The organism is Microbacterium sp. CH1, from assembly GCF_001595495.1.
Lineage (GTDB): Bacteria > Actinomycetota > Actinomycetes > Actinomycetales > Microbacteriaceae > Microbacterium.
The window spans coordinates 1-24,725 of record NZ_LOSO01000004.1; the positions used below are offsets into that span (position 1 = coordinate 1).

General features: G+C 71.9%; 23 protein-coding genes. 13 read left to right on the forward strand and 10 right to left on the reverse strand.

The window, feature by feature from the left end; genetic code table 11:
- Window positions 1-16: 16 nt before the first annotated feature.
- The gene (locus AUV07_RS01995) at window positions 17-973 is read right to left on the reverse strand and encodes a helix-turn-helix domain-containing protein (RefSeq protein ID WP_025103869.1); all 957 of its coding nucleotides are present in this window, start codon (window positions 971-973) and stop codon (window positions 17-19) included.
- 105 nt (window positions 974-1,078) lie between these two features.
- On the opposite strand from AUV07_RS01995, the gene AUV07_RS02000 reads away from it, so the two are divergent.
- Entirely contained in the window at window positions 1,079-2,221 is a 1,143-nt protein-coding gene (locus AUV07_RS02000) for a DUF998 domain-containing protein (protein ID WP_231868173.1), read from the forward strand.
- 15 nt (window positions 2,222-2,236) lie between these two features.
- On the opposite strand, the gene AUV07_RS02005 is transcribed toward AUV07_RS02000, so the two are convergent.
- A complete protein-coding gene (locus AUV07_RS02005; protein ID WP_062633434.1) occupies window positions 2,237-3,094 on the reverse strand; it encodes a MurR/RpiR family transcriptional regulator in 858 nt (285 codons plus the stop codon).
- A 102-nt stretch (window positions 3,095-3,196) separates the two neighbouring features.
- Here AUV07_RS02005 and AUV07_RS02010 point away from each other — a divergent pair, with 102 nt between their 5' ends.
- Together AUV07_RS02010 and murQ are read left to right on the forward strand one after the other, a co-directional pair.
- The gene (locus AUV07_RS02010) at window positions 3,197-4,087 is read left to right on the forward strand and encodes a BadF/BadG/BcrA/BcrD ATPase family protein (RefSeq protein WP_062633436.1); all 891 of its coding nucleotides are present in this window, start codon (window positions 3,197-3,199) and stop codon (window positions 4,085-4,087) included.
- A complete protein-coding gene (gene murQ, locus AUV07_RS02015; protein WP_062633437.1) occupies window positions 4,077-5,009 on the forward strand; it encodes an N-acetylmuramic acid 6-phosphate etherase in 933 nt (310 codons plus the stop codon). The genes AUV07_RS02010 and murQ overlap by 11 nt, the downstream gene beginning before the upstream one ends.
- Window positions 5,010-5,113: 104 nt before the next feature.
- Here murQ and AUV07_RS02020 read toward each other — a convergent pair whose 3' ends face one another.
- Window positions 5,114-7,102, reverse strand: a complete 1,989-nt coding sequence (locus tag AUV07_RS02020) for a primary-amine oxidase (RefSeq protein WP_062633438.1) — start codon at window positions 7,100-7,102, stop codon at window positions 5,114-5,116.
- A 103-nt stretch (window positions 7,103-7,205) separates the two neighbouring features.
- Window positions 7,206-7,790 (reverse strand): TetR/AcrR family transcriptional regulator, encoded by a 585-nt coding sequence (locus tag AUV07_RS02025; protein WP_062633796.1) that lies wholly within the window; start codon window positions 7,788-7,790, stop codon window positions 7,206-7,208.
- Between the two features lie 66 nt (window positions 7,791-7,856).
- Here AUV07_RS02025 and AUV07_RS02030 point away from each other — a divergent pair, with 66 nt between their 5' ends.
- Together AUV07_RS02030 and AUV07_RS02035 are read left to right on the forward strand one after the other, a co-directional pair.
- The gene (locus AUV07_RS02030) at window positions 7,857-8,390 is read left to right on the forward strand and encodes a hypothetical protein (protein ID WP_062633440.1); all 534 of its coding nucleotides are present in this window, start codon (window positions 7,857-7,859) and stop codon (window positions 8,388-8,390) included.
- A gap of 36 nt (window positions 8,391-8,426) precedes the next feature.
- Entirely contained in the window at window positions 8,427-9,092 is a 666-nt protein-coding gene (locus AUV07_RS02035) for an SDR family oxidoreductase (RefSeq protein WP_062633442.1), read from the forward strand.
- Here AUV07_RS02035 and AUV07_RS02040 read toward each other — a convergent pair.
- The 6 genes from AUV07_RS02040 to AUV07_RS02065 all read right to left on the reverse strand — a co-directional run bounded on the left by AUV07_RS02040 (window position 9,086) and on the right by AUV07_RS02065 (window position 15,171).
- Window positions 9,086-10,300, reverse strand: coding sequence for a multidrug effflux MFS transporter (locus AUV07_RS02040; RefSeq protein ID WP_231868174.1), 1,215 nt, complete (start codon window positions 10,298-10,300; stop codon window positions 9,086-9,088). The two genes, AUV07_RS02035 and AUV07_RS02040, sit on opposite strands and share 7 nt — an antisense overlap.
- Complete coding sequence (locus AUV07_RS02045) at window positions 10,297-11,280, reverse strand: alpha/beta hydrolase (protein WP_062633446.1); 984 nt, start codon at window positions 11,278-11,280, stop codon at window positions 10,297-10,299. The genes AUV07_RS02040 and AUV07_RS02045 overlap by 4 nt, the downstream gene beginning before the upstream one ends.
- Window positions 11,277-12,248: an alpha/beta hydrolase gene (locus AUV07_RS02050; protein ID WP_062633448.1), complete on the reverse strand. Its 972-nt coding sequence runs from the start codon at window positions 12,246-12,248 to the stop codon at window positions 11,277-11,279. The genes AUV07_RS02045 and AUV07_RS02050 overlap by 4 nt, the downstream gene beginning before the upstream one ends.
- 23 nt (window positions 12,249-12,271) lie before the next feature.
- On the reverse strand, window positions 12,272-13,231 hold the full coding sequence (locus tag AUV07_RS02055; RefSeq protein ID WP_062633450.1) for an aldo/keto reductase: 960 nt from the start codon (window positions 13,229-13,231) through the stop codon (window positions 12,272-12,274).
- A gap of 8 nt (window positions 13,232-13,239) precedes the next feature.
- A complete protein-coding gene (locus tag AUV07_RS02060; RefSeq protein ID WP_062633453.1) occupies window positions 13,240-14,340 on the reverse strand; it encodes a zinc-binding dehydrogenase in 1,101 nt (366 codons plus the stop codon).
- A gap of 96 nt (window positions 14,341-14,436) precedes the next feature.
- Window positions 14,437-15,171, reverse strand: a complete 735-nt coding sequence (locus AUV07_RS02065) for an SDR family NAD(P)-dependent oxidoreductase (protein WP_062633455.1) — start codon at window positions 15,169-15,171, stop codon at window positions 14,437-14,439.
- A gap of 100 nt (window positions 15,172-15,271) precedes the next feature.
- On the opposite strand from AUV07_RS02065, the gene AUV07_RS02070 reads away from it, so the two are divergent.
- From AUV07_RS02070 to AUV07_RS02105, 8 genes are all read left to right on the forward strand, one after another.
- On the forward strand, window positions 15,272-16,234 hold the full coding sequence (locus tag AUV07_RS02070; protein WP_062633457.1) for an aldo/keto reductase: 963 nt from the start codon (window positions 15,272-15,274) through the stop codon (window positions 16,232-16,234).
- Between the two features lie 966 nt (window positions 16,235-17,200).
- The gene (locus tag AUV07_RS02075; protein WP_231868175.1) at window positions 17,201-18,730 is read left to right on the forward strand and encodes an ABC transporter substrate-binding protein; all 1,530 of its coding nucleotides are present in this window, start codon (window positions 17,201-17,203) and stop codon (window positions 18,728-18,730) included.
- Between the two features lie 73 nt (window positions 18,731-18,803).
- Entirely contained in the window at window positions 18,804-19,745 is a 942-nt protein-coding gene (locus AUV07_RS02080) for an ABC transporter permease (protein ID WP_062633463.1), read from the forward strand.
- Window positions 19,742-21,538: a dipeptide/oligopeptide/nickel ABC transporter permease/ATP-binding protein gene (locus AUV07_RS02085; protein WP_062633466.1), complete on the forward strand. Its 1,797-nt coding sequence runs from the start codon at window positions 19,742-19,744 to the stop codon at window positions 21,536-21,538. Before AUV07_RS02080 ends, AUV07_RS02085 begins: the two co-directional genes overlap by 4 nt.
- Complete coding sequence (locus AUV07_RS02090) at window positions 21,535-22,383, forward strand: ATP-binding cassette domain-containing protein (RefSeq protein WP_029989391.1); 849 nt, start codon at window positions 21,535-21,537, stop codon at window positions 22,381-22,383. Before AUV07_RS02085 ends, AUV07_RS02090 begins: the two co-directional genes overlap by 4 nt.
- A gap of 47 nt (window positions 22,384-22,430) precedes the next feature.
- Complete coding sequence (locus AUV07_RS02095) at window positions 22,431-23,018, forward strand: TetR/AcrR family transcriptional regulator (protein ID WP_025103887.1); 588 nt, start codon at window positions 22,431-22,433, stop codon at window positions 23,016-23,018.
- Window positions 23,019-23,052: 34 nt separating this feature from the next.
- Window positions 23,053-23,727 carry an alpha/beta fold hydrolase gene (locus tag AUV07_RS02100; protein ID WP_062633469.1) on the forward strand — a complete coding sequence of 225 codons (675 nt, stop codon included), beginning with the start codon at window positions 23,053-23,055 and terminating at the stop codon, window positions 23,725-23,727.
- Between the two features lie 73 nt (window positions 23,728-23,800).
- The coding region (locus AUV07_RS02105) for a methyltransferase family protein (RefSeq protein ID WP_062633472.1) at window positions 23,801-24,725 on the forward strand (925 nt) is incomplete at its 3' end.

Sequence of the window (24,725 nt, forward strand, 5' to 3'; positions counted from 1 at the left end):
GGGCGGAGGACGGGAATCAGTGGGTGGCGCGGTACTCGCTGGGGGAGACGCCGAAGGCGGTCTTGAACGCACGGCTGAAATGCGCGGCGTCGACGAAGCCCCAGCGCGCGGCGATCGCGGCGACGGGGCGGTCGGCGAGCATCGGGTCGAGGAGGTCCCGGCGGCACTGCTCCAGGCGGCGGGTGCGGATCCACGTCGACACGGTCACCCCCTGCTCCTGGAACAGACCGTGCAGGTGGCGGGTGGAGATGAAGTGCGCGGCGGCGATGGAGGCCGGACCGAGGTCGGTGGAGGCGAGGTTGCGGTCGATGTGCGCACGGATCCGCTGCATGAGGGCGCGGTGCGGGTCGGCGGACGCCTGGTCGAGACCGAGCTCCCGCGTGAACACGGTGGTCACGAGGTCGAGGGCGCTGTGCGCGAGCCGAGCCCCCGTCGTGCCGGCGAGCTCGTCGAGGTTGCCGGCGAGCTGCGTCAGGTACGGCACGACCATGCCGCCCAGCCCCTCCTGCCCGGAGATGCGGACGGCCGTGAGCTGCCCGATCATGTCCGCGGGCAGGCTGATGAGGTGCTTCGGGAACATGACCACCATGGTGCGGAAGTCCTGATCGAAGACGAGGGAGTACGGGCGATCGGTGTCGTAGACGGCGAGGTCGCCCGGCTGCAGCACGGCCTCGCGGTCGTCCTGGATGAGCAGCCCGGTCCCGGCGAGCATCAGGCTCACCTTGAAGTACGAGCGGTCGCCGCGGGCGATGAGCTCGGTTGTGCGCTCGACGACGTGCGAGGTGGCGCGGATGTCGTTGACGTGGACCTCGTCGACCGCGGCACCGCGGATCACGCCGCGGAACTGGTCGGCGCCCGCGGAGGACACCTGCAGGGGGACGAACGACTCGGAGACGGCGGCGCGGAACTCGCTGATGTTGCGCGCGACGAGGGTCGACACCGATTCGGCGGGGGTGGTGAGGGCACCGTTCATGACTGATCACCTCGGGCTGGTGGGAACGACGACGTTGTATACGATCCGTTCCGCGATGCTACCACCGGCGACGGCCGCGCGGGGCGGCCGTCTAGGATGTGGTCCGTGAACGGCGGGATGATGTCGACGGTGGGGCAGCGGATCCGGCACGTGCTCCGTCAGGTGCGTGGACCCGCCACCTCGGACGCGGTGTTCGAGGCGACGGCGCTGATCGTCGGCGCGGCGTTCCTGCTGGGGGGATTCCTCGTGGCCCTGCCGGTGTTCTGGGGGCACCAGCTCTCGATCAGCGGCACCGGATCGATCGGCATGTTCGCGGCGTACGGCGGTGCCATCGCGGCCGCGCTCGCCTTCGCTCTGGGGCGCCTCGCCGTGCGGGCCCCGGAGCCCGACCCGTCGGTCGCGAGGGACGGATTCGCGGTTCCCGGTGACCGGCTCCGCTGGTACGACCTCGCCGCCATCGCGTTCGCGCACGCCGCCATCGCCTACCTCGGCTGGCTCGGCATCGCGCAGCTGCTGGAGCAGAGCTTCGTCGACGCCCCGGTCTTCCCGTTCCCCGGGGCGATCCTCGTCGCGGTGGCCTTCGCACTCACCGGCTACGTCGCCTTCCTCAGCGCCGTCGCACTGACGCCGACCGTGCTGTCGCTGGTGCTGGCGGTGTTCCTCGTCGTCGGGGCGTTCGCGGCGATGCTGGCGTCGAGCGACGTGCACTGGTGGCGCGACAACCTGTCCGCGCTGGGCATGAGCAGCAACAGCGCCTCGGTGGCCTTCAACGTGACCCTCATCATCGCGGGGATCATGGTGACGACCATCTCCCGGTATGCGACTGCGGGGCTGCCCGTCGACGACCCGGTCGACCGTCGAGGTCGGACGATCGTGCGCGGGGGCCTCATCCTCATGGGGATCTTCCTCGCGTGCGTGGGCATCTTCCCGGTGGACGAGTTCTTCGGCCTGCACAACACGGTCGCGACGGGCATGGCGGTGGTGTTCGCGGTGATCGTCCTCGGGCTGCCGTGGTTCGTGCGCAGCATCCCGCGGGTGTTCGTGGGACTCGGCTGGGCGTACGTGCTGGTCATCGTGCTGCTGGGGGCGTTCTTCGCGGTCGGCTACTACAACCTCACGGCGGTCGAGCTCATCGCGGCCGTGCTGATCTTCAGCTGGATCATCGTGTTCCTGCGCACCGCCGGCGCGATGGGACCCTCCGCGACGCGCGCGGATGCCCGTGCCACCCCGGAGTCGGCGCTCGACTGACGGGGCGAGGCGTCGTCAGTCGCGGAGGAGGCGCGTCGCCTGACGCGTGCGCTGCAGGGCGTCGACGGTCTCGGCGTACCGGCGCTTGGCGACGCCGATGAACAGGCAGTCCACGAGGGCGAGCTGCGCGATCCGGCTCACCATCGCCCCGGCGCGGAAGGTCGACTCGCGCACCTCGGTGAACAGGGCGTGGTCGGCGACCTGGGCGAGCGGGGAGTCCTTCACGGAGGTGACGGCCACCGTCGTCGCGCCGTTGGCGACGGCGGCTTCGAGGAACCGCACCGTCTCGATGGTCGACCCCGCATGCGAGAACCCGATAGCGACGGTCGTCCCGACGGGGAGCACGGCGGCGGCGATCGCCTCGTGGGGGTCGGAGAGGACGTGGGCGTTGCGGCCGACGCGGAGCAGCTTGTGCGCGAGGTCCTCCGCGACGAACTGGCTGGCGCCGATGCCGTACAGGAGGATGCGGTCGGCGCTGTCGATGGCCGCGACCGCCGCCGTCAGCACGGCGAAGTCGAGCTGTCCGACGGTCTCCTCGATCGCGAGGAGTTCCAGGGCGGCGAGCTTGGAGACGGCCTCCTCCAGGGAGTCCTCGTCGGAGATCTCGGAGCCGTAGGCGCCGCGGGCGGAGAACTGGGCGGCCTCCTTGCCGAGCTCGGTGGCCAGGGCCATGCGCAGCGCGGCGTACCCGGTGAAGCCGATCGCCCGACAGAACCGGACGACGGACGCGACCGAGGTGCGGCATTCCGTCGCGAGCTCGCTGATCGTCTTGTCGATCACGAGGCTCGGGTTCTCCCGCACAGCGGCCGCGACGCGGGCCAGGGACGGGGGCAGGGTCGCAGCGGCGGCTTCGATCGTCGACTGGATGCTCACGGTATCCTCCGGAACGGCGGAACGGGATGGTAAATTCTTTTCAGCGAGTCTACGTGTTGTGTAGTCGCTTTTCTTTCTTTCCGCCGGATCCGAGGAGTGCCGATGAGCGAGACGACCGCCACCGTCGATCTCGGCAAGTCCCGCTGCCGTCTCGTCGTGCACGGCAGGACGGCCGGGGAGCGCTCCGGGCTCGGAGCCCCGGGCCTCGCCGCCGCGGGCGGAGTGGAGGCGGCGCTCACCGCGATTCTCCCGCTGCTCGACGATGTCGGGCGCATCGACACGCTCGGCGTGGGGGCGGCCGGCGCCTGGTTCGCCCCGGAGGCGGCCGCGGAACTCGCCGCCGCGCTCGCCGCACGGACCGGCGCACGCGTGGCCGTGGCGTCGGACGTGGTCACCGCTCACGCGGGCGCTCTCGACGGCGCGGCGGGCGTGCTGCTCATCGCCGGCACCGGAGCCGTGGCGCTGGGCGTCGACCCCTCCGGTGCGCGTCTGGTCGACGGCTGGGGCCCCGAGCTGGGCGACTTCGGCAGCGGATCCTGGCTCGGCCGGGAGGCGTTGCGCGCCGTGCTCCGTGCCCACGACGGGCTGGCCGCGCCCACCGCTCTCACCGCGGCGCTCGCCGCCCCCGTGGGCCCGCCCTCGGCCGTGCAGGCCTGGCTCGCCGCCGACGGAGCCCTCGCCCGCCGCCTCGCGACCCTCGCGCCCCTCGTGCTCGCCGCGGCCGCAGACGACGACGCCGTCGCCAGCGGGATCGTGGACGAGGCCGTCCGGCTCCTCGCGGCGACGACCGCTGCGGCCGCCGGCGCGACAGCGGACGTCGTGCTGCACGGGGGCCTCACCGACCACGACGGCTTCCGCGCCGCCCTGACCCGCGCCCTGGAGACGAGCGGCCACCGCGTCGTCCCCGCGCGAGGCGGCGCCATGGACGGGGCCCTGCTGCTGACCCGTCGCCTCGACCTCCCCCATGAAAGGTTCGTGCACCGTGCCGAATGACTCCCGTCTGACCACCCTCCTCGCCGAGCTCGCGGGCCTCGACACCGAGGCCTCCACCACCGAGCGCGGCGACCTCGACCTGCTCAGCACGACCGAGCTCGTCGAGCGCATGAACGCCGAGGACCGGCGCGTGCCCGAGGCCGTGGCCGGTCGCACGGCGGAGATCGCGGCGGCGGTGGACGGCATCACGGAGCGGTTCCGACGCGGCGGTCGCCTCATCTACATCGGCGCGGGCACGGCCGGACGCATCGGCGTGCTGGACGCGAGCGAGTGCCCGCCCACCTTCGGCACCGACCCGTCGATGGTCGTGGGGCTCATCGCGGGCGGGGAGACGGCCATCCGCTCGGCGGTGGAGAACGCGGAGGACGACGACGAGGCCGCGGCCGTGGCTCTGCGCGACCTGGACCTCACCGACCTGGACACGGTGGTGGGGATCTCGGCATCCGGCCGCACGCCCTACGTCATCGGCGGGCTGCGGTACGCGCGGGGCCTCGGCGCGCTCACGGTGGCGATCGCCTCGAACGCCGGGTCGGCGATCGGCGCGGAGGCCGAGATCGCGATCGAAGTCGTCACGGGGCCGGAGTTCATCTCGGGCTCCACGCGGCTGAAGTCCGGCACGGCGCAGAAGCTCGTCGTGAACATGCTGACGACGCTCTCGATGATCAAGCTCGGCAAGACGTACCGCGGGGTCATGGTCGACCTGCTCGCGACGAACGAGAAGCTGCACGCCCGCTCGATCCGCACGGTGTCGCAGCTCGCGGGCGTGGACGTCGACGCCGCGTCCTCCGCGTTGGAGGCCGCGGACGGCTCGGTCAAGCTCGCGCTGCTCCTGCTCGCGACCGGCGCCTCCGCCGAGACCGCCGCGGCCGCGCTGGCGGACGCCGACGGCATCCTTCGCGACGCAATCGCCGCCCTCACCTGAGTCGATCGTCGCCCTCCCCGCGGTGCGGGATGCGAAAAGCTCCTGCCCGGAGCGATCGGGGCACCTTTTCGCACCCGCGACGGCGCGGCACCGCCGGACGGTCGCTAGTGGCCGCAGGCGCAGGAGTCGCCGCCGCCGCAGCAGGAGGTCGCCGTCGCACCGCCGTGCGCCTGGGAGGACTCCGGCACGTCCATGGCCGGGTTCTGGTCGAGGAAGCCGTAGGGCTTGAACCAGAATCCCGCGTAGTCCACGGGCATGATCGGCCAGTCCTCAGGGCGGGGGAAGTGCGTGAGCCCGAAGGTGTGCCACAGCACCATGTCCTCGCCGTCGATCCGGCGGTCGTCGGCGGTGTACTCCGGGAGGCCCGCGCCGCCCTGGTGCGCGTTGGGATAGCGCCCGGCGGGCCAGATCTGGCCGCGCTCGTACCGGGTCGCCCAGAGGTGCTTCGTGGCGAAGGCCGCGCGCGCCGCGACGGACGACCCGGGGTCGGCCATCAGCAGAGCGGTCGGCTCCGGCACGAGGTGATAGGCGGTCGGGCGGCCGACGTGGTTCGTCCGCGAGGCGCTCTGCACCTCCCACACCCGGGCGACGGAGGAGTCGGCCTCGCGCTGGGCGGCGTGCTCGGTCTCCAGCACCGTCTCCGACCAGGTGAACGCGTTGCCGAACGGGTTGTCCGGCCCCATCGGCACTCGCTGCGCGTCCACCTCGACGAGGCGGTTGTCCTGGCCGTCGATCGCCACGTCGAGGCGCGCGCAGAACAGGTGCTGGTGGACCGGGGCGAAGACGCCGGGGGCGAGTTCGGTCGCGTGCTTCTGGCGGACCCCCGGCTCTCCGGCACCGGCGAACACGATGCCCGTGGCCTTGGCGACGACCTCGATCGAGCCGTCCAGGCCGAAGTTCCAGTAGAAGCCGTAGTCGTAGTTGCCGATGGTGGAGAAGTACGAGACGACGAAGCGCCGTGAGCGCCGCACGTCGGAGCGTCCGGAGAGGTCGGTGTGCTTCCAGAGGATGCCGAAGTCCTCCTCGTGCATGCAGATCACGTTCGGGATGCGCACCGGGTGGCCGTGGTCGTCGGCGACGTAGCCGTCGAGGTACCGGATCACGCCGAGGCAGTCGCAGCCGAGCTCCAGGTGGTTGGCGTTCTTGCCGAGGAGGTACTCGCCCGCGTCGAAGTAGCTGATCCAGAAGCGCCCGGGGGCGGTGTCGCCGTAGGGCACGACCATCTCCGGCACGCTCGCCCGGTGCAGCACGGAGCGCCCCTGGAACGACACGTCATGCAGGACGAGACCCTCGCGGGCGTTGAAGCCCACGCGCATCGACCAGCCCTCCCACTCGACGAGCGAGCCGGACACGCCGAAGCTCGGCCCCTCCGGCTGGGTGATCTCGATGGGCTTCAGTGTCGTCCGCGCCGCGCCCTGCACCTCCGGGTAGTAGTTGCCGTGTCCGGCCGGGACCGGCACGTCGCCCTCGTCCTCGACGCGGATCACGCTGTCCGTGGTGAGGTCGATGTGCACGATCAGCCCCTCGACGGGGTGCGCCCACGGCGAATCCTGCTCGTCGTATCGGAGGAAGGTGAGGGACCGGATCACGCGGCGGCCCACCTCGTCGGCCCGGCCCGTGTAGCCCGGGGCCAGGGGAGAGCAGAAGGCGAGGGCCATGTGGTCCGTCAGGCCGCGGCGGCGCATGGCTGCCTGCCATTCCGGCGAGGCCTTGGCGATGGCCTCGGCCCGCTCGTACTCCTCGAACAGGTACTGCGGCTGGCCGTAGGGCGGGGCGTCGTTGGGCACCCGGTCCTGGCGCACGATCTCGCCGCGGGTGATCGAGACGATCACCTCGGTCGCGACGCCGGTGGCGGTGTCGAGCAGCGTCACGTCCACCCGGCGGTCGATGGGGGCGCCGGGGCGCCAGGCCGCGAGCTCCTCCTTCGTGGCTTCGTCGGGGAGCAGCATGGGCACGCGGGTGGTCGCCGTCAGCAGGCCGGCCGCGTCGAGCACCGCGCGGGCGGCGGCGATCTCGGCGCCGGTGAGCGGATCGAGCGGATGCGGAGCGGCGATGGGCTCGAGGGAGACGGGCTGGGGGGCGTGCGGGGACATCGTTGACCTCACTATTTTCGAGCGACTGCTCAAGAAACGGGTTGGCACGATGATACGACGGCGTGCACGGGTGCACAACCGTGGCGTGTGGGCGATGTCGAGGTCAGCGTCGCCAGGGGGTGAGGACGCTGTCGAGGACCGCGAAGTGCGCCGCCGGCGTCTGCGGCTCCGTGACCTCGACGACCTGCTGGCCGTAGGTGATCGAGCGCAGGAGGGCGAGGAGGTCGCCGGTGGGGGTGTCGGGGCGCAGCTCGCCGTCGGTCGCCGCCTCGTCCAGGGCCTCCCGGATGCTGTCCTGCCACGTCGCGAGGGTCGGCGCTCCGGCATCGGGGGCCGGGGCGAGAGTGGCCAGGCGCCCCCAGAAGCCGACGACCACGTGCGCCTCGGTGCGGGTGCGTTCGTCGACGGGGAGCACCTCGCCCATCAGGGCCCGCAGGCGGGCGAGTCCGCGGAGCCCGGTCGTGGCTGCGGCGATGCGCTCGTCGGTGCGACGGGTGACCTCGGCCGCCGCGGCGCGGACGACGTCGTCGAAGCCGTCGAAGTAGTGCCACAGGGAGCCGGTCGCCACGCCGAGCTCCTTCGCGACCGCCCGCGAGGACACGCTCTCATGACCGTCCCTGGCGGCGACGACGAGCAGCGCGTCGGCGATCTGGCGGCGACGCTCATCATGGTCGACGATGCGGGGCACGTGCTCATTGTGTCGCATCGCGACGGGGTCTCGCTTTTTTGAGCGATCGATCAATATACTTCGGCTGTGGACCTTCTGCTCCCGGCAGCATCGTGGCTGATGGCGGCGGCGGCGCTCGTGTCGGCCGGCGCGTGCCTCGCGGCGCGGCGCGCTGTGCCGTGGCAGGGACGCCAGGCCGCGGTGGTGATGGCGGTGGGGATGCTGCTGATGGCCGCCGGGGTCCTCGACGCGCTGGGCGAGATCATCGTGGGCGCGCTGCTGCTGCTCTCGGCCATGCTCGGGACGATGGGGGTGCGCGGGATGCCGTCGGCTTCCGCGTGTTGCCACCGGGCGCTCGGCTCGCTCGTGATGGCGGCGTGCATGTTCGATTCGGCCTCGACCTCCGGAGCGGGTACCGGGGTCGAGAGCGGTCACGGCGGCCATGGCTTCGACGGTGTGCTCTCGGCGTTCGTGCTGGTGGGTGCTCTCGGGGTCGTCGGGTGGGCGGTCGCGGCCTCATGGCGCCGTTCGGAGCTGCACCGCGGGGGAGCGGTGCGGTCGCTGACGGTCGAGTCCTGGGCGATGGCCGGCGGTGTCGTCGTGATGTGCGCCGGGATGTGATCGTGGAGCGTGAGGGAGGTCCGCTACCGTGAACGCATGCCCCTCGCCCTGATCACCGGTGCCGCCCGCGCGAACAGCATCGCCGCTGGTATCGTCCCGCGCCTGCGCGCTGCGGGGTGGACGGTCGTCACCAGCGATCTGCGCGACGCCGACCACCCGGCGGACCTGTCGACGCCGGACGGCCCCGCAACCCTCGTGGCGGAGGTGACTGCACAGCACGGTCCGATCTCGGCACTGATCCTCAGCCACGCGCACGATGTCGAGTCCGGAATCCTCGACACCACGGCGGAGAGCTTCGACCTGCACGTCGCCGTGAACGCGCGGGCGAGCCTGCTCCTGATCGCAGCGTTCGCACGCCAGGTCGGCGAGGACGGCGGCGCGATCGTGGCGCTCACGAGCGATCACGTCACCGGCAACCTCCCGTACGGCGCTTCCAAGGGCGCGCTCGATCGGCTCGTCATCTCCGCCGCCCGCGAACTGGGTCCGCGCGGCATCTCCGCGAACGTACTGAACCCCGGCCCGATCGACACCGGCTGGATGGACGACGAGACCCGCACCTCCCTGGGCGAGATGACGCCGCTGGGCAGGCTCGGGCGACCCGCCGACATCGCCGCCGTCGTCGAGTTCCTCGTCTCTGACGAGGGGCGATGGATCTCCGGTCAGCTCCTTCAGGCGGACGGCGCCTTCTCGGCCCGCTACTGACCGCGGGCTGCGGGCCGGACGAAGGCCCAGGCGGCGAACGCCGCTGCCGCAGCCGCGACCGTCATCGTCACGGCCATCGTGAGGGCCGTGGTCCCGCCGAGACCGGCGGCCACGGGGGCGAGCACGGGGCCGAACAGGAATGTCGCCATCCCGAGAAGGGCCGAAGCGGTGCCGGCACGGACTCCGTGATGGGCGAGCGCCAGCGTCTGGCCATTGGGCCCGCCGATGCCGGAGCACAGCATGAATCCGACCAGCGCGATCACGACACCCCTCATGCCGACGCCCAGAAGCGCGAGCACGAGGAAAGCCGTCGTCACCAGGAGCGTCGCGGTGATCCCGCCCAGGTAGACGCGGAGGGGCCCCCAACGCCGCACCACGAGTCGGCTCAGCTGGCTGCCCGCGATACTCGCCAGGGCGCCGGCCGCGAAGGCGACGCTGAACTCCTGCGGGCTGAGACCGAACTCGTCCTGCAGCACGAACGACGACATCGACAGGTAGGTGAAGAACGCGACACCGCCTCCGGCCGCGGCGCACAGCACGGCGACGAAGAGCCGGTCGCGGACGACCGCGCCGGCGTGCGCGCCCCAGACCCGGAGGCCCCCGCGGTGACGGGCGGATGGCGACAGGGTCTCCGGCAGGGCGAACACCACCACGAGCAGCAACAGCACGCCGACCGCGGACAGCACCCCGAAGATCCCGCGCCAGTCCATGATGCGGGCGAGCTGGCCGCCCACCACCGGCGCGATGATCGGCGCGGTGCCCGAGACGAGGAACAGCAGCGAGAGCATGCGGGAGAGCTCGACCCCCTCGAACTGGTCGCGGGCGATCGCCAGGCAGATCACGATGCCCGCCGATCCCGCCAGCCCCTGCAGGAAGCGCGCGACGAGCAGCAGCTCGATGGTCGGAGCGACGGCGCACACCGCGGAGAGCACCGCGAACGCCGCGACGCCGACCAGCAGTGGCAGGCGTCTGCCCAGCCGGTCGCTGAGAGGACCGGCGACGAGCTGCCCCAGACCGAGACCGATCATGCACGCCGACATCGTCACCTGCGCCAGGGCCTCGGTCGTGCCGAGCGAGGCCGCGAGCTGGGGGAGCTGCGGCAGGTAGAGGTCCATCGACAGTGGACCGAAGGCTTCCAGCATGCCGAGCACCAGCATCGCCCGCAGCGTGCCCATGCGGGCGGGCCCACCGCGCGCCGGGAGACTCATCCCTCGAGGCGCAGCATGCGGCGCAGCCAGCTCTCCCGCGCGGCCACGGCGGCCCGGGAGACCTCGGCATCGGGGGAGAACCCGGAGAAGCCGTGATAGCCGCCCGCCCAGACGTGCAGTTCGGCCTGCCCGCCCGTGGCCCAGATCCGCGACGCGTAGTCGACGGCCTCGTCGCGGAAGGTCTCGGCGGCGCCCACCTCGATGAACGCCGGGGCGAGTCCCGACAGATCCGAGGCCCGAGCCGGTGCCGTGTACGGCGACACGCGGTCGGTGAACCGGTCGGCTCCGGCGATCGCGTCCCACGCGGTGTCGTTGTTGTTGCGGTCCCAGGCGCCGAAGCCGTCGTACTGGCGACTCGACGGGGTCTCGTTGCGGTCGTCGAGCATCGGGCAACCGAGGAGCTGCCCGGCCAGCCGGGGCCCGCCGCGGTCGCGGGAGAGCAGCGCGACCGCCGCCGAGAGCCCGCCCCCGGCGCTCTGCCCGGAGGCGATGACGCGGGAGGTGTCGATGCCGAGCTCGTCGGCGTGGGCGACCATCCACTCCAGCGCCGCGTAGCAGTCCTCCGCCTGTGCCGGTCCGGGGTGCTCGGGGGCGAGGCGGTACTCGACCGCGACCCCGACGACGCCGTGCCGCTCGGCGAGGTCGATGAGCTCGGCGGTGCCGAAGAAGCGCGTGCCGAGCACCATGCCGCCGCCGTGGATCGACAGCACCGCCGGTGCCGGGTCCGTGGGCACCGGCGCCGGGCGCACGACGGTGATCTCGAGGTCCGGAGACCCGACGGGGCCGGGGATGACCCGGTCCTCCCAGGTCACGGCGCGACCCTCCGCCTGCACGGCCATCGGCGGGATGATCGTGGCGAAGTGGTCGCGGTTGGCGTGGATCGTGTCCGCGCGCAGCGGGATGACCTCGACGAGGTCGACGAAGGCGTCGAGTCCGGCGACGAGCTCCGGGTCGTAGGGCACCGGCTCCGGCGTGCTCATGCGGCGGCCCGCCAGATCCGTCGCAGCCAGGAGGCACGGGCGGCGAGGGCGGCGCGGGTGATCTCGGCCTCCGGCATGTACATGTCGAAGCCGTGGGCGCCGCCGCCCCAGACGTGCAGCTCGGCCTGTCCGCCGGTCTCCCAGATCCGGAGGGCGTACGCGGTGTCCTCGTCGCGGAACATCTCCGCCTCGCCGACCTCGATGTACGCGGGCGGGAGCCCGGAGACGTCCGTCGCGCGGCTCGGCGCGGCGTAGGCCGGGGCCTCGGTGCTGAACGCGAGCTCCTCGCCGAGGACGCATGACCAGGCGAGGAGGTTCATGTCGCGCTGCCAGGTGCCGATGCCGTCATACTGCCGACTGGCGACCGTGGTGTTGGTGTTGTCGATCATGGGGCACAGCAGCAGCTGCCCGGCCATGACAGGGCCCCGTCGATCGCGCGCCAGCAGGGCGACGGCCGCAGTGAGACCGCCGCCCGCGCTGCCTCCGCCCACGACGATGCGCGCGGGGTCGATGCCGAGCTCCGCGGCGTGGGCGTGCGTCCACACGAAGGCCGCGTAGCAGTCCTCCACGCCCGCGGGGTACGGGTCCTCCGGTGCGAGGCGGTACTCGACGTTCACGGCCACGACGCCATGCTCCGCGACGATGTCGACGACCCGCGCCGTCTCCCACGAGCGGTGGCCGACGATCATGCCGCCGCCGTGGATGTTCACGAAGCCCGGGAGCGTCGAGGTCTCGGACCCCGCGGGGCGGAAGATCGTGACCTCGATGTCCGGTGCTCCGGGCGGGCCGGGGACGACGCGGTCCTCCCACGTGATGTCCCGGCCGGCGATCACGGTGTCGTTGTCCGGGAACATCCGGTCGACGCCGTCGCGCGGCAGGGTCTCGCGGGTGAGCGCGGGCTGCGGGTTCTTCGCGATCTCGTCGAGCACGGCCTGCACGTCGGGATCGAAGGGGACGGGGATGGTCATGGTTCTCCTCGGGTGGGACGGCGTCAGGGGCCTTCGGGGTCGACGACCCCGCGGTCGGCCCAGAAGGGCTCGACGAGACGGCGCAGCTCGGCGGCGCCGATGCGGTCGACGAGGGCGGCCGCGTCGAGGTTCGCCCGCAGCTGCGCGAGGCGGGAGGCGCCGAACAGGGTGGTCGTCAGGGCGGGGTGGGTGAGGGTGAAGGCGATGCCGAGCTGGGCCGGGGTCACGCCCAGGTCCTCCGCGACCGCGGTGAACGCGGGGACGTCGGCGATGATCCGTTCGCGGATGCCGCCGGGGTCGCGCCCGATCTGCCGGCCGCCGTTCACCGTCCCGGCGAGGATCCCGCCCTCCAGGCAGTCCGAGGCCTGCAGCGTGAGGCCCTGCTCCCAGAGGCGCGCGAACGGCTCGCCGTCCGGGATCGACCGCCGCGAGACGCTGTACTTGAGCTGCGCGATCTGCGGACCGGGCACGTCTTCCGCGGCGGCGAGGTCGATCAGGGTCTGGATGCTCCCCGCCGACCAGTTGTTCACGCCCCACGCGCGGATGAGGCCGGCGTCGGTGAGGGCGGCGAGGTCGAGCACGAGGTCGCGCAGCTCGAGGTCGTCGCGGCGCAGGTCGCCGAGGATCACGAGGTCGGCGTGCTCGGTGCCCACCCGCATCAGGGCGTTCTCGAGCTGCGGGCGGAAGCCGTCGGCGCCGAAGGCCTCCAGCCAGAGCTTCGACGACAGCAGCCACTCCTCCCGGCGCAGCCCCGCCGCGCGCACCATCGCCGAGAAGATCACGTCGGTGAAGACGGGCGGGGCGCCGGGTGCGGAGTACACGCCCACATCGAAGAGGTTCACGCCACGGTCGGTGGCCTCGCGGAGGAGTGCGACCGCGTCGGCGAAGTCCATGCGGTCGTAGGTGTGCCACGAGCCCAGGGAGAACAGGGAGGCATGCAGGCCGCTGCGGCCGATCTCGCGAAGGGGGAGGGGAGTGGTCATGATGCTCCTCAGAGGCTCGGGTCGATGACGGCCTTGACCTCATCGAGGTGGTGCATGTGGGCGATTTTCGCGGAGGCGTCGGCGAGTCCGACCGGGGCGCTGAACAGGTCGTCCCACGGGAAGCGGTCGGCGAAGGCCGTGAAGAAGTCGATCGCGCGGGCGTAGTCGGAGATGTCGCCGTTGAGCGAGCCGACCACCGTGAGCTCCTTGCCCATGATCATGCTCAGGGCGAAGCCGTCTCCCGCGGGACCGGTGGAGCCGACGATCGCGACGGTGCCGCGCTGGGCGGCCATGCCGACCGCGTCCGGTCCGACGCTCGGGGCTCCCGCGAAGTCGAACACGTGGTCCGCCCCCTGGCCTCCGGTCAGCGCCAGGACCTGGTCGACGACGGGGCCGTCGCGGAAGTCGACGACGGCGTCGGCGCCGAAGCGGGTGGCGAGCTCCAGACGGGCCGCGGGAGCGCCGACGGTGATGACCTGCCCGGCACCCGCGATCTTCGCGACGGCCGTGGCGAAGATGCCGAGGGCGCCGGAGCCCTGCACCACCACGCGGGAGCCGGGGCGGATGCGGCCGGCCCGCTCGAACGCGCGGAGGACGGTCTTCGCGGCGCAGCCCGCCATGGAGGCCCAGGTGTCCTTCACCGCCGCCGGGAGCAGGAGCTTGGCGGCGCCCGGGGTCACGTACGCGTACTCGGAGAGCCCGGCCGTCGCGAACGGCGGCACGTCGGCGCGCTGGAGGAAGCCGTAGCCGCGGCGGGAGCAGGCGACCGGCTCGCGGAGCACGACGCACCCGTGGCATGCGCCGCAGGTGGACTCCGACCAGCCGATCCGGTCGCCGGGGGACAGCGGGCGGCCGAGCGCGTCGCGGGTGTCGGGTCCGGTGGCCACGATCTCGCCGACCATCTCGTGGCCGAGGACCATGGGGAGCATGCCGGGGAACGACATCTTCCCCTCCCAGATCTCGATGTCCGTGCCGCACAGCGTGGTGCAGGCGATGCGGACGAGGGCGGCGCCGGGCTCGATCTCGGCGGGCAGCGGGAGGTCCTGCAGCGTGAGCGGCTCGCCGTGCGCGGTGAGCACCGCGGCGCGGGTGGTGGTGGGGAGGGTCATGGTTCTCCAGTCGCGGGGCGGGTGGCGGGATCGAAGACGGTCCTTCGCGGTGCCCGGAAGGGGCGGAATCGATCCCGCACGGAGGGGGTCCGGGGGTCAGACGAGGAGCTGGCCGCCATCGACGGGGACCGAGACCCCGGTGATGTGGCTGGCGGCCTCGCTCGCGAGGAACAGCACGAGCGGGGTGACCTGGTCGACCTCGGCGATGGTGCCGAGCGGGATGCGCGATTCCCACGCGGCGCGGGCATCGGGGTCCGAGGCGAATCCGGCGGTCAGGGGCGTGAGCACGGGGCCGGGGGCGACGGCGTTGACCCGCACCCCGGAGCCGGCGAGCTCGATGGCCGCCGTCCGGGTGAGCGCGTCGACCGCGGCCTTCGTGGCCTCGTAGTGCCCGAGGCCGGGAGTGGGCTGCCGGGCGCCGATCGACGAGATGTTGACGATGGCCCCGTGACCGGCCGCGGCGAGCAGCCCGCCGAAGACCCGCAGCATGAGGAACGTGCCGCGGACGTTGACGCGCAGGGCCGCATCGACCGCGTCGACCGCGACCTCCTGGAGCGTTCCCCCGCCGGCGACGACGCCGGCGTTGTTGACGAGGACGTCGAGACCGCCGGCCTCGCGGAGCCGTCCGGCCGCCGCCTGCACCGACGCTTCGTCGCCGATGTCGAGGGGGAGGGCGGTGGCTCCGATCTCGGTGGCGACGGCTGCGGCGGCGCCCGCGTCCACGTCGCCGATGAACACCTCGTCGCCCGCTGCGCGGAAGGCGGTGGCGATGCCGCGGCCGAGCCCGGAGGCTCCTCCGGTGACGAGGATACGGCGCGGGGAAGCGGTCATGGTCGTCCTCACTGACGGGTGTTCTGACGGGATGAGTCCGTTATATTCTACGAACATAGAAAAACACAACCCCGTGCCCCGAGACGGCGAAGGAGCCCTCATGCCCGATGCGACATACCCCCGCAAGCCGCTGTCTCCGGGAGGCGCGACGGTGCCGCCGCTCGCCCTCGGATCGTGGAACACCTGGGATCGCATGGAATTCGACGACGCCGTGCAGCTCATCCACCGGGCGGTCGAGCTCGACGCTGGATTCTTCGACATCGCGTATTACAACATGGGGCCGCACGCCGAGAACTCCCGGACCGACATCCTCTTCGGAGAGGCCTTCCGGGCGAGCGGGGTGGACCGTGCCGAGGTCGTGCTGTGCGGCAAGCTCTGGCTCTGGGGCTGGCCGAACCAGGGCTTCCGTGGGCAGATCGAGGAGTCGCTCGAGCGGGCCGGCCTCGACCGCTTCGACACCCTCGTGGTGGGGGACTACCTCGACGCCCCGGACATGCCGCGACTCGTCGCCGACGTGAACGCCCTCCTCGCGGACGGCCTGGTCGACTCGTGGGGGATCAACAACTGGCGGATCGCGGACACCAGGGCGGCGCTCGCCGAGGCGGAGGTGCAGGGGGCGACCGGCCCCTCGTTCGCGCAGCTCAAGTACGGCATCGCCCGACGGGCCATGGCGGAGGGCGACGCGTACGGCCCGCTGTTCGCCGACGGAACCCTCGCGCTGCAGGCCTCGGACGTGTTCGAGGGCGGAATCCTCGCGACGGGACGGATGCCTCAGCGCAAGATCGGTGCCGATGTCGGGGGTATCCGCGAGCGGATCCTCGCCGTGTACCCCGAGGTCGCGCGGGTCGCGGGGGAGTTCGGCGTGACCCCGGCCGCCCTCGGCATCGCCTTCTGTCTGGCGAACCCCGCGACGGCCACCGTGCTCTTCGGTGCCTCCCGCGTCGCGCAGCTCGAGGAGAACCACGCCGCCCTCGCCCTCGCCCGCGACCACGGAGCCGAGGTCCGCGCCGCCCTCGCCGGCTGCCGCGTCGACTACGCCGTCCGCCCCGACGGCACCTGGTGACCTTTCGCGCCTGCCCCCTCCTCCGCCCCGCCCCCGCCGGCATCCGGGATCACTTCCGCACCTCCCGCGTGCCCCGCGGGCCCGTTCCTGATCCCGCACTCGCTCGGCCCGCGTCCCACTCCGTGCGGGATCAGTTCCGCACCTCGCAGGCGCCCCGCAGGCACGTTTCTGATCCCGCACTCGCTCGCCCCCGCGCCCTACTCCGCGTGCGGGATCGGTTCCGCACCTCGCAGGCGCCCCGCAGGCACGTTTCTGATCCCGCACGGCGTAACGTTCCGCGCGCCGATTCGAAAACGCGCCACGTGAGAAGGGCGTGCGGCCGATTTTGATCCCGCTTCTGGTGGCGGCTGTGTGTCGGCCGCCGGGCGTGCTGCTCGTGCGCGACCGGACCGCTCTCCGGAGCCCCGGATCAGAAGTGCTCCTCGTGTTCGCAGCAGATCGGAAGTGCTCCTCGCCTCCGTGCTGGATCGGAAGTGCCCCCGCGCACGCGCCGGATCAGAAGCGGTCCTGCGGGCCGGGTGAGCGGTGCGTTTTTGATCCCGGCGAGGGGTGCGGCGGCCCTTGGGGGCGCAATGTGGCCCGTTCGCGCCGTCGCTCACCCCGGTACGGGATCAAAGGGGTGCCGAAAAGGTGTCGCCGAGGGGCGTTTCTGATCTGGCTGGAGGGTGGGCGCGGTGGCGGGATCAGAAATGGGCCGCGCGGGGAGGGCAGGGGTGCGTTACTGATCCCAGTACCCGCACCGGCACGGGCGGACGCGGGGCATGGACGCGGGGATGTGCGCGGGGGAGCAAGGTGCGTGCGCGCTGAGGCATCGGTCCGTGCGGCCGGGGTCGGAAACACGCTTGCGCTCTTTTTCCACGCATGTAGACTAACCAGCACGACACATCGAAGTGGCGTCGGTCCCGGTCTCCGGTCAGCGGCTCTTCGAACCTTCTTCACCACCCCCTGCACCCGAGAGAAGGAACCATGAAACGAATGCCCCTCGCGGTCGCCGCCGCCGTCGCCGCGACCCTCGCGCTCGCCGGCTGCAGCGGCGGCGGAACGCCCTCGCCGTCCGAGGGCGGTGGCGCCGAAGGCCCCGACGCCCTCAACATCGGCAACTTCCTCGATGTCACGTCGTGGGATCCGTCCCTCGCCGACATCGGCTTCGACGGCCCCTACCTGTCCGCGGTGTACGACGCCCTGATCGCCCTCGACGCCGACGGCACCCCGATCCCGTCGCTCGCGACGAAGTGGACCGTGGCCGACGACGACCTCAGCATCGACCTCGACATCCGCACCGACGCCGTGTTCAGCGACGGCACCCCGGTCGACGCCGACGCCGTCGTCGCGAGCCTCGAGTACCTCAAGGCCGGCGCCCGGTCCGGCGAGGCCTACGTCAACGCGAAGGGCTTCGAGAAGGTCGACGACGACACCGTCCGCATCGCCCTCACGCAGCGCGACGACACGATCCTCTACCTGATGGGCCTCGGCCGCAGCTACGTCATGCCCCCGGCCTCCATCGAGGCAGGCACGCTCGGCAGCGACCCGGTCGGCTCCGGCCCCTATGTGCTCGACAGCGACACCAGTGTCGCGGGCGCCGAGTACCACTTCACCAAGACCGAGGACCACTGGGACGCGAAGACGTACCCGTTCGCCGAGCTCGCGATCTACCCGATCACCGACGCGACCGCCCGTCACAACGCGATGCTCAGCGGCCAGATCAACGTGCAGTACGGCGACGTGGCCAACCTCGACCAGGCCGAGCAGCAGGGCTGGAACACCGCCCAGCGCGTCTCCGGGTGGGCGGGCCTCGTCATCACCGACCACACCGGCGCGAAGAGTGAGCCCCTCGGCAAGCTCGAGGTGCGCCAGGCGCTGAACTACGCGTTCGACGGTGCGGCCGTCCTCGCGGCGGTCGGCAGCGGTGCGGGCGTGGCCACCAACCAGGTGTTCCCGGACGGCGGCGACATCAACGACCCCGAGCTCAACGACGCCTACGCGTTCAACATGGACAAGGCGAAGGAGCTGCTGGCCGACGCCGGCTACCCGGACGGTTTCGACATCTCGATGCCGATGTCCCCGATCTTCGAGATGTGGAAGCCGTCGGCCGAGCAGGCACTGAACGAGCTCGGCATCACGGTCACCTGGGACAACATGCAGATGCCGGACTACCAGCTCAACGCACCGAACTACCCGATGTTCATCTCCTTCCTCGCGATGGACGGCAACGACGTGGCCACCGTCTCCCGGCAGCTGACGAGCGTGCAGTGGTTCAACCCGGAGCCCGACTACGCGCAGAACGAGGTCATCGCCCCGCTCGTCGAGAAGGTGCAGACGGAGCGCGGCGACGCGCAGACCGCGGCGATCAAGGAGCTCAACGAGGCCCTCGTCGACCAGGCCTGGTGGTCGGTCTGGTACCAGGCGAACAACATCTACTACACGGCGCCCGGCATCCAGCTGCAGCCCGTCGTGGGGATGATGTTCCCGACGCTGCGGTACATCACGCAGGGCTGAACGCCCGCCGGGGCGGTCGCCACGCGGCCGCCCCGGCATCCCTTCCCCTCCTCCTCACCCTCGAGAGGCCCCCATGCTCCTCTTCACGGCGAAGCGGGTGCTGTCCGGCATCCTCCTGCTCGTCGCGGTCTCGATCGGCACGTTCTTCCTCGCCCACCTCGCGATCAGCGATCCGACCGCCTCGCTCCTCGGGACCACGGCGAGTCCTGCGCAGCAGGAGGCGCTCGCAGCGAAGATCGGTCTCGACCGCCCCCTGATCGTGCAGTTCTGGGACTGGTTCTCCCACGCCGTGCTGCTCGACTTCGGCGTCTCGTGGCGCAACTTCCAGCCGGTCGGCGCGCAGCTCGCGGTCAAGGTCCCCGTCACGCTCTCCGTCGTGACTCTCGCGACCCTCATCACCGCGGTCATCGGCGTCGCCTTCGGCATGATCACCGGACTCCGCCCCGGCACCTGGTTCGACCGGATCATCAAGGGGATCTCCGTCGTCCTCTTCGCGCTCCCCGGGTTCTGGGTGAGCCTGGTCCTGGTGATGTGGCTGGCCGTGCAGCTCCAGTGGTTCCCCGCCGTGGGGTACGTCCCCCCGAGCCAGTCCGTCGAAGGGTGGCTGCGGTCGATCACGCTGCCGGCGATCTCCCTCGCCCTGGGCGGCATCGTCGCCGTGTCGGAGCAGCTGCGCAACGCCGTGATCGCCCAGAGCCGCCAGGACTGGGTGCGCACCCTCCGCAGCCGTGGCCTGTCCGCCGCCCGGGTGAACCTGCACATCCTCCGCAACGCCTCGCCCGCCGCGCTCACGGTGATCGCCCTGATGTTCGTGGGCCTGCTCTCCGGCGCCATCGTGGTGGAGCAGATCTTCAGCCTCCCCGGTCTGGGGCAGCTCACGAACCAGTCGTCGCAGAACGGCGACATCCCCATGCTGCTCGGGATCACGGTGGTCTCGATCGTGTTCGTCGTCCTCATCAACCTCCTGCTCGACCTCGTGCTCGGCTGGATCAACCCGAAGGTGCGCGTCGCATGACCACGACAGACATCCGCGTCGCCTTCGACCGGGCCGCCCAGAAGCGCCGGTCGAGCCTGTTCCGACGCTTCCTCCGTCACCCCGGCGGCTCCATCCCGCTCGCGATCCTCGTGCTCATCGTGCTCGTCGGGGTGTTCGCGCCGCTGCTGGCGCCGATGGACCCGAACCTCGTCGACCTCGCAGCCGCCAAGGCCCCGCCCTCGCCGGAGCACCTCCTCGGCGGCGACTCCACCGGCCGCGACATCCTCAGCCGCCTCATCTACGGGACGAGGACGACGCTGTGGGGCGCGCTCATCACGATCGTCACGGCGCTCGTCATCGGGGTTCCGTCGGGTGTCGCAGCCGGGTACTTCGGCGGCGCCTTCGACCGGGTCGCGACCTGGATCAGCGACGCCCTCCAGTCGATCCCTGGGATGATCATCCTGCTCGTGGTCGCCGCCGGCAGCCGCAACAACTTCGAGCTGCTGATGGTCACCGTCGGCGTCTTCATGGTGCCGGGCTACTTCCGCATCGCGCGGTCGCAGACGCTCGCCGTCCGCGGCGAGGCGTACATCGACGCCGCCCGCGTGTCGGGGCTGTCGGACGCGCGCATCATCTTCCGCCACGTCATCACGGCCGTCTACCCGCCGGTCATCATCCAGACCGCGCTCACGGCGGGCATCGCGATGGGCATGCAGGCGGGGCTCCAGTTCCTCGGCATCGGCGACTCGAACGTGCCGAGCTGGGGCGCGATGATGCTCGAGGGCTTCCGGCTCATGCTCACCTACCCCCTCATGCTGCTGTGGCCCTCCGCCGCGCTCGGTCTCACGATCGCCGTCCTCGCGATCATGGGCTCCACGCTCGCCGAGCTCGTGCAGGTGCGCACGCCGCGCGCGGCCCGACGGCGGCGGCGCGGAGTGCTCGAGACCGCGGACGAGGTCGCCGCGGCTCCTGCCACGGGCAGTGTCCGCCACGAGGCTCCGGCGTCGGCCCTTCGCGTCGAGAACCTGCACGTCGTCCACGCGACGCCGACGGGGGAGACCGAGGTCGTGCACGGCGTGACGCTCGACGTCGCGCCAGGGGAGGTCGTCGGGATCGTCGGCGAGTCCGGGTCGGGCAAGTCGCAGACCGTGTTCTCGGTGCTCGACCTGCTCCCCGCGACCGGCCGGGCGACCGCCGACGCGATCTGGGTCGGCGGCGCGGAGGTCACCCACGCGACGCCGAAGGAGCGCCAGGCCCTGCTCGGACGAACGATCGGCTACGTGCCGCAGGAGCCGATGAGCAATCTCGACCCCTCGTACACGATCGGGCACCAGCTCATCGAGCCGCTGCGCCGCACGCACGGGCTCGCGAAGGCCGCGGCCCGGCAGCGCGCGCGGGAGGTGCTCCTGCGGGTCGGGCTGTCCGACCCCGACCGCGTGATGCGCAGCTATCCGCATCAGGTGTCCGGCGGCATGGCCCAGCGCGTGCTCATCGCCGGCGCGATCGCCGGGCGCCCGTCGCTCCTCGTGGCGGACGAGCCCACCACCGCCCTCGACGTCACCGTGCAGGCCGAGGTGCTCGAACTGCTGCGGGAGCTGCAGGCCGAGTACGGCATGGCGCTGCTCATCGTGACGCACAACTTCGGCGTCGTCGCCGACATCTGCGACCGCGTGATCGTCATGCGCGGCGGCGACATCGTGGAGTCGGGGGCCGTGGACGACCTCTTCGCCACGCCCACCCAGGAGTACACGCGCGAGCTCATCGCCGCGTCGCTCGACGAAGCCGAGGGCCGCGCCGCGCTCGACGGCCGGCGGACGGAGGTCTCGGCATGAACACCGCTCCGGTGAACCCCCTGCTGCAGGTGGACGACCTCGTGGTCGAGTACGGCCGGGGTCGGCACGCCTTCCGCGCGCTGCACGGCGTCTCCCTCGACATCGCCCCCGGTGAATGCCTGGGCCTGGTCGGCGAGTCCGGATCCGGGAAGTCGACGCTCGGCAAGGCCATCCTCGGCCTCGCCCCGGTGACGGCGGGCCGCATCCGCTTCGACGGCCGGGACATCGGCCGGCTCGGCGGCCGGGCCCGACGGGCGCTCGCCGACGACGTGCAGGTCGTCTTCCAGGACCCGTACGGCTCCCTCAACCCGGCACTGACCATCGGCGACATCCTCGCCGAGCCGCTGCTGACGACGGGCATCGGAGCGAAGGCCGCCGAGAAGCGCGTGCGCGACATGCTCGACCGCGTGCGGCTGCCCTCCGCGAGCATGGACCGGTACCCGAGCGAGTTCTCCGGCGGGCAGCGGCAGCGCATCGCGATCGCCCGCGCCCTCGTCCGCGGTCCGCGGCTGATCGTGTGCGACGAGCCGGTCAGTGCGCTCGACCTCACCACGCAGGCCACCATCCTCGACCTCTTCATCGAACTGCAGCGCGACACCGGCGTTGCCTACCTGTTCGTCTCGCACGACCTCGGCGTCGTCCGGCGGGTCTGTCACCGGGTCGCCGTGATGTACCGGGGCGAGATCGTCGAGATCGGAGACGGGGAACAGGTCACGCGCGCGCCGCGTCACCCGTACGCCGAGCGCCTGCGGCTGGCCTCGCCCGTCGCGGACCCGGTGGCTCAGCGGGAACGCCGGGCGCAATGGCTCGCTCTGCGGGAGGTGCCCGATGCGGCGGTACGGTAGCTCCAGGCCGGAACACGCCACACCCCGGACTCGGCCGGAAGGACGCCATGCCGAAGATCATCGACCACGACCAGCGGCGACGGGACATCGTCGAGGTGGCCAAGAGCATCATCCTGAAGGGTGGGTTCGAGGCGGCGACCATGCGCAGCATCGCCGCGGAAGCGGGCTTCGCGAACGGTGCGCTGAAGCACTACTTCCCCGGGAAGGAGAGCATCGTCGCGGCGACGTTCGAGACGATCCTGCAGCAGATGTCCGAGGGCGTGGAGGCCGCGGGGCAGGAGCCGGTGGCGGCGGACGACGCGCTGCGGGGCTTCCTGCAGGCCACCGTGCCGCGCGACCCGGAGCAGATCGCCGCCGGCCGGGTGCTCCTGGCGCTCTGGGAGTACGCGATGGCGAACGAGTCGCTGGCCGAGCTCTACCGCGGACACCTGGGTTCTTGGCGAGCCTCGCTGATCGCGCGCATGGAGGCGGCCCGCGACGAGGGGTCGATCCGCGATCAGGACTATGGCCCGCTGGCGGACGAGTACATCTCCGCGGCGGTCGGGGCGACGGTCATCAACCTCATGTACCCGGACGGCGACCGCATCGCCGACTACGAGAACTACATCGACCGGTTCCTCGCGCGGCTGCGCTGAGGGCGAGGGGCCGGTCCCGAGAGGACGGCCCGTCATGACCCTTCCCACCGAACGATCCGTGGTGTTCCTGCACGGCCTCGCCTCGCGCGGCACGCAGGACTGGCCGGACAGCGAGTGGACGGCGGTGCTCGGCGACCGGCCGCGCCGGGTCCTCGATCTGCCGGCGCACGGCGACGCCCCCGGGCTCGGCGTCGTGCCGACCTCCGCGGTGCTCGACGCGCTCGCCGACGCGATCGGCCCGGACGAGGTCGACCTCGTCGGCTACTCGCTCGGTGCCCGGCTCGCGTGGGACCTCGCCCGGCACCCGGGTGTCGCGGTGCGGCGTCTCGTGCTCGGCGGCCTCAGCGCGGGGGAGCCCTTCGCGCTCGTCGACCTCTCCGCCGCGCGGGCCGCGCTCGCCGGCGGACCGGCTCCCGTCGACCCGCTGACCGGGATGATCGTGCACATGGTGAGCCTGCCCGGCAACCGCCCGGACGATCTGCTCGACCTCATCGAGGGGCTCGCGACCGAGCCGTTCGCGCCCGAGGCCGGAGCGCCGGCGATGCCGGTGCTGCTCCTGGGCGGCGAGGATGACCCGATGGCCGCGGGCATCGACGAGCTCGCCGCGCGGGTGGCGGACGTCCGAGTGCGGCGCGTCCCCGGCGATCACCTCGTGGCGCTACACACCGCCGCGTTCCGCGACGCCGTGCGCGGGTTCCTCGCGGACTGACCTCCGCGACCGACGCCGGCCTCTTCCTGCCCTTTATTTCCCACGTTCGTAGACATACCGAAAGGCATCCGCCATGACCGACACCCCTACTCCCGACGCCGCCCGCATCCTCGACATCGCCACCGGCTACATGGCCGCGAAGCAGCTCTTCCAGGCCAGCCGCATCGGTCTGTTCGCCGCCGTCGCCGCCGGCGCCGACACGGCCGCGGCGATCGCCGAGCGCTGCGGGGTGAGCGAGCGGATCGCCCGGCTGCTCGCCGACGCCCTCGCCGCGAAGGGTCTCCTCGTCCGGACGGAGGGGCGTTACGCCCTGGCTCCCGACGCGTCCGCCTACCTCACGGGGGACGACGCGGTGATCGACCTCGCTCCGTTCCTCACGTTCCTCGACGAGATCAGCTACCCGCACTGGCTGCAGTTCGCGCACACGGTCGACACGACCGAGCCCGGCGACCTGCAGATGGACGACGCCCGGTGGGGCACGTTCATGGCCGGCGTCATGACGTACAACCGCCTGCACGCGCAGGAGTTCGGCCGGCTCGTCGACCTCGCCGGCGCGACGAAGGCCCTCGACTTCGGTGGCCTGTCCGCCGAGTTCGCCCTCGCCGTCATGGCGCGCAACCCCGAGCTGCACACGACGTTCGTCTACGCCCCGGGGTTCGAGGACGGCGTGGCCGAGGCGGTCGCGGCGGCGGGCGTCGCCGACCGGGCTGCCGTCGAGGTGGGGGACACGGCGACCGCGGCCCCCGAGGGTGCCTACGACGCGGTGTTCGCCAACCACGTGATCCACCGCTTCTCCGCGGAGGAGAACGCGCAGATCTTCCGGCGGCTCCGTGCCGCAGCGGTCGAGGGCGCGACGCTGACGGTGCTCGACTTCTTCCTCGACGACGACGACGAGCAGCGCGCATTGGACGCCTTGCACGCGGGGGAGTACCTCGTGATCGACGGCACCGTTGTCTATCCCGAGTCGCAGGTGCGCGGCTGGCTGACGGACGCCGGAT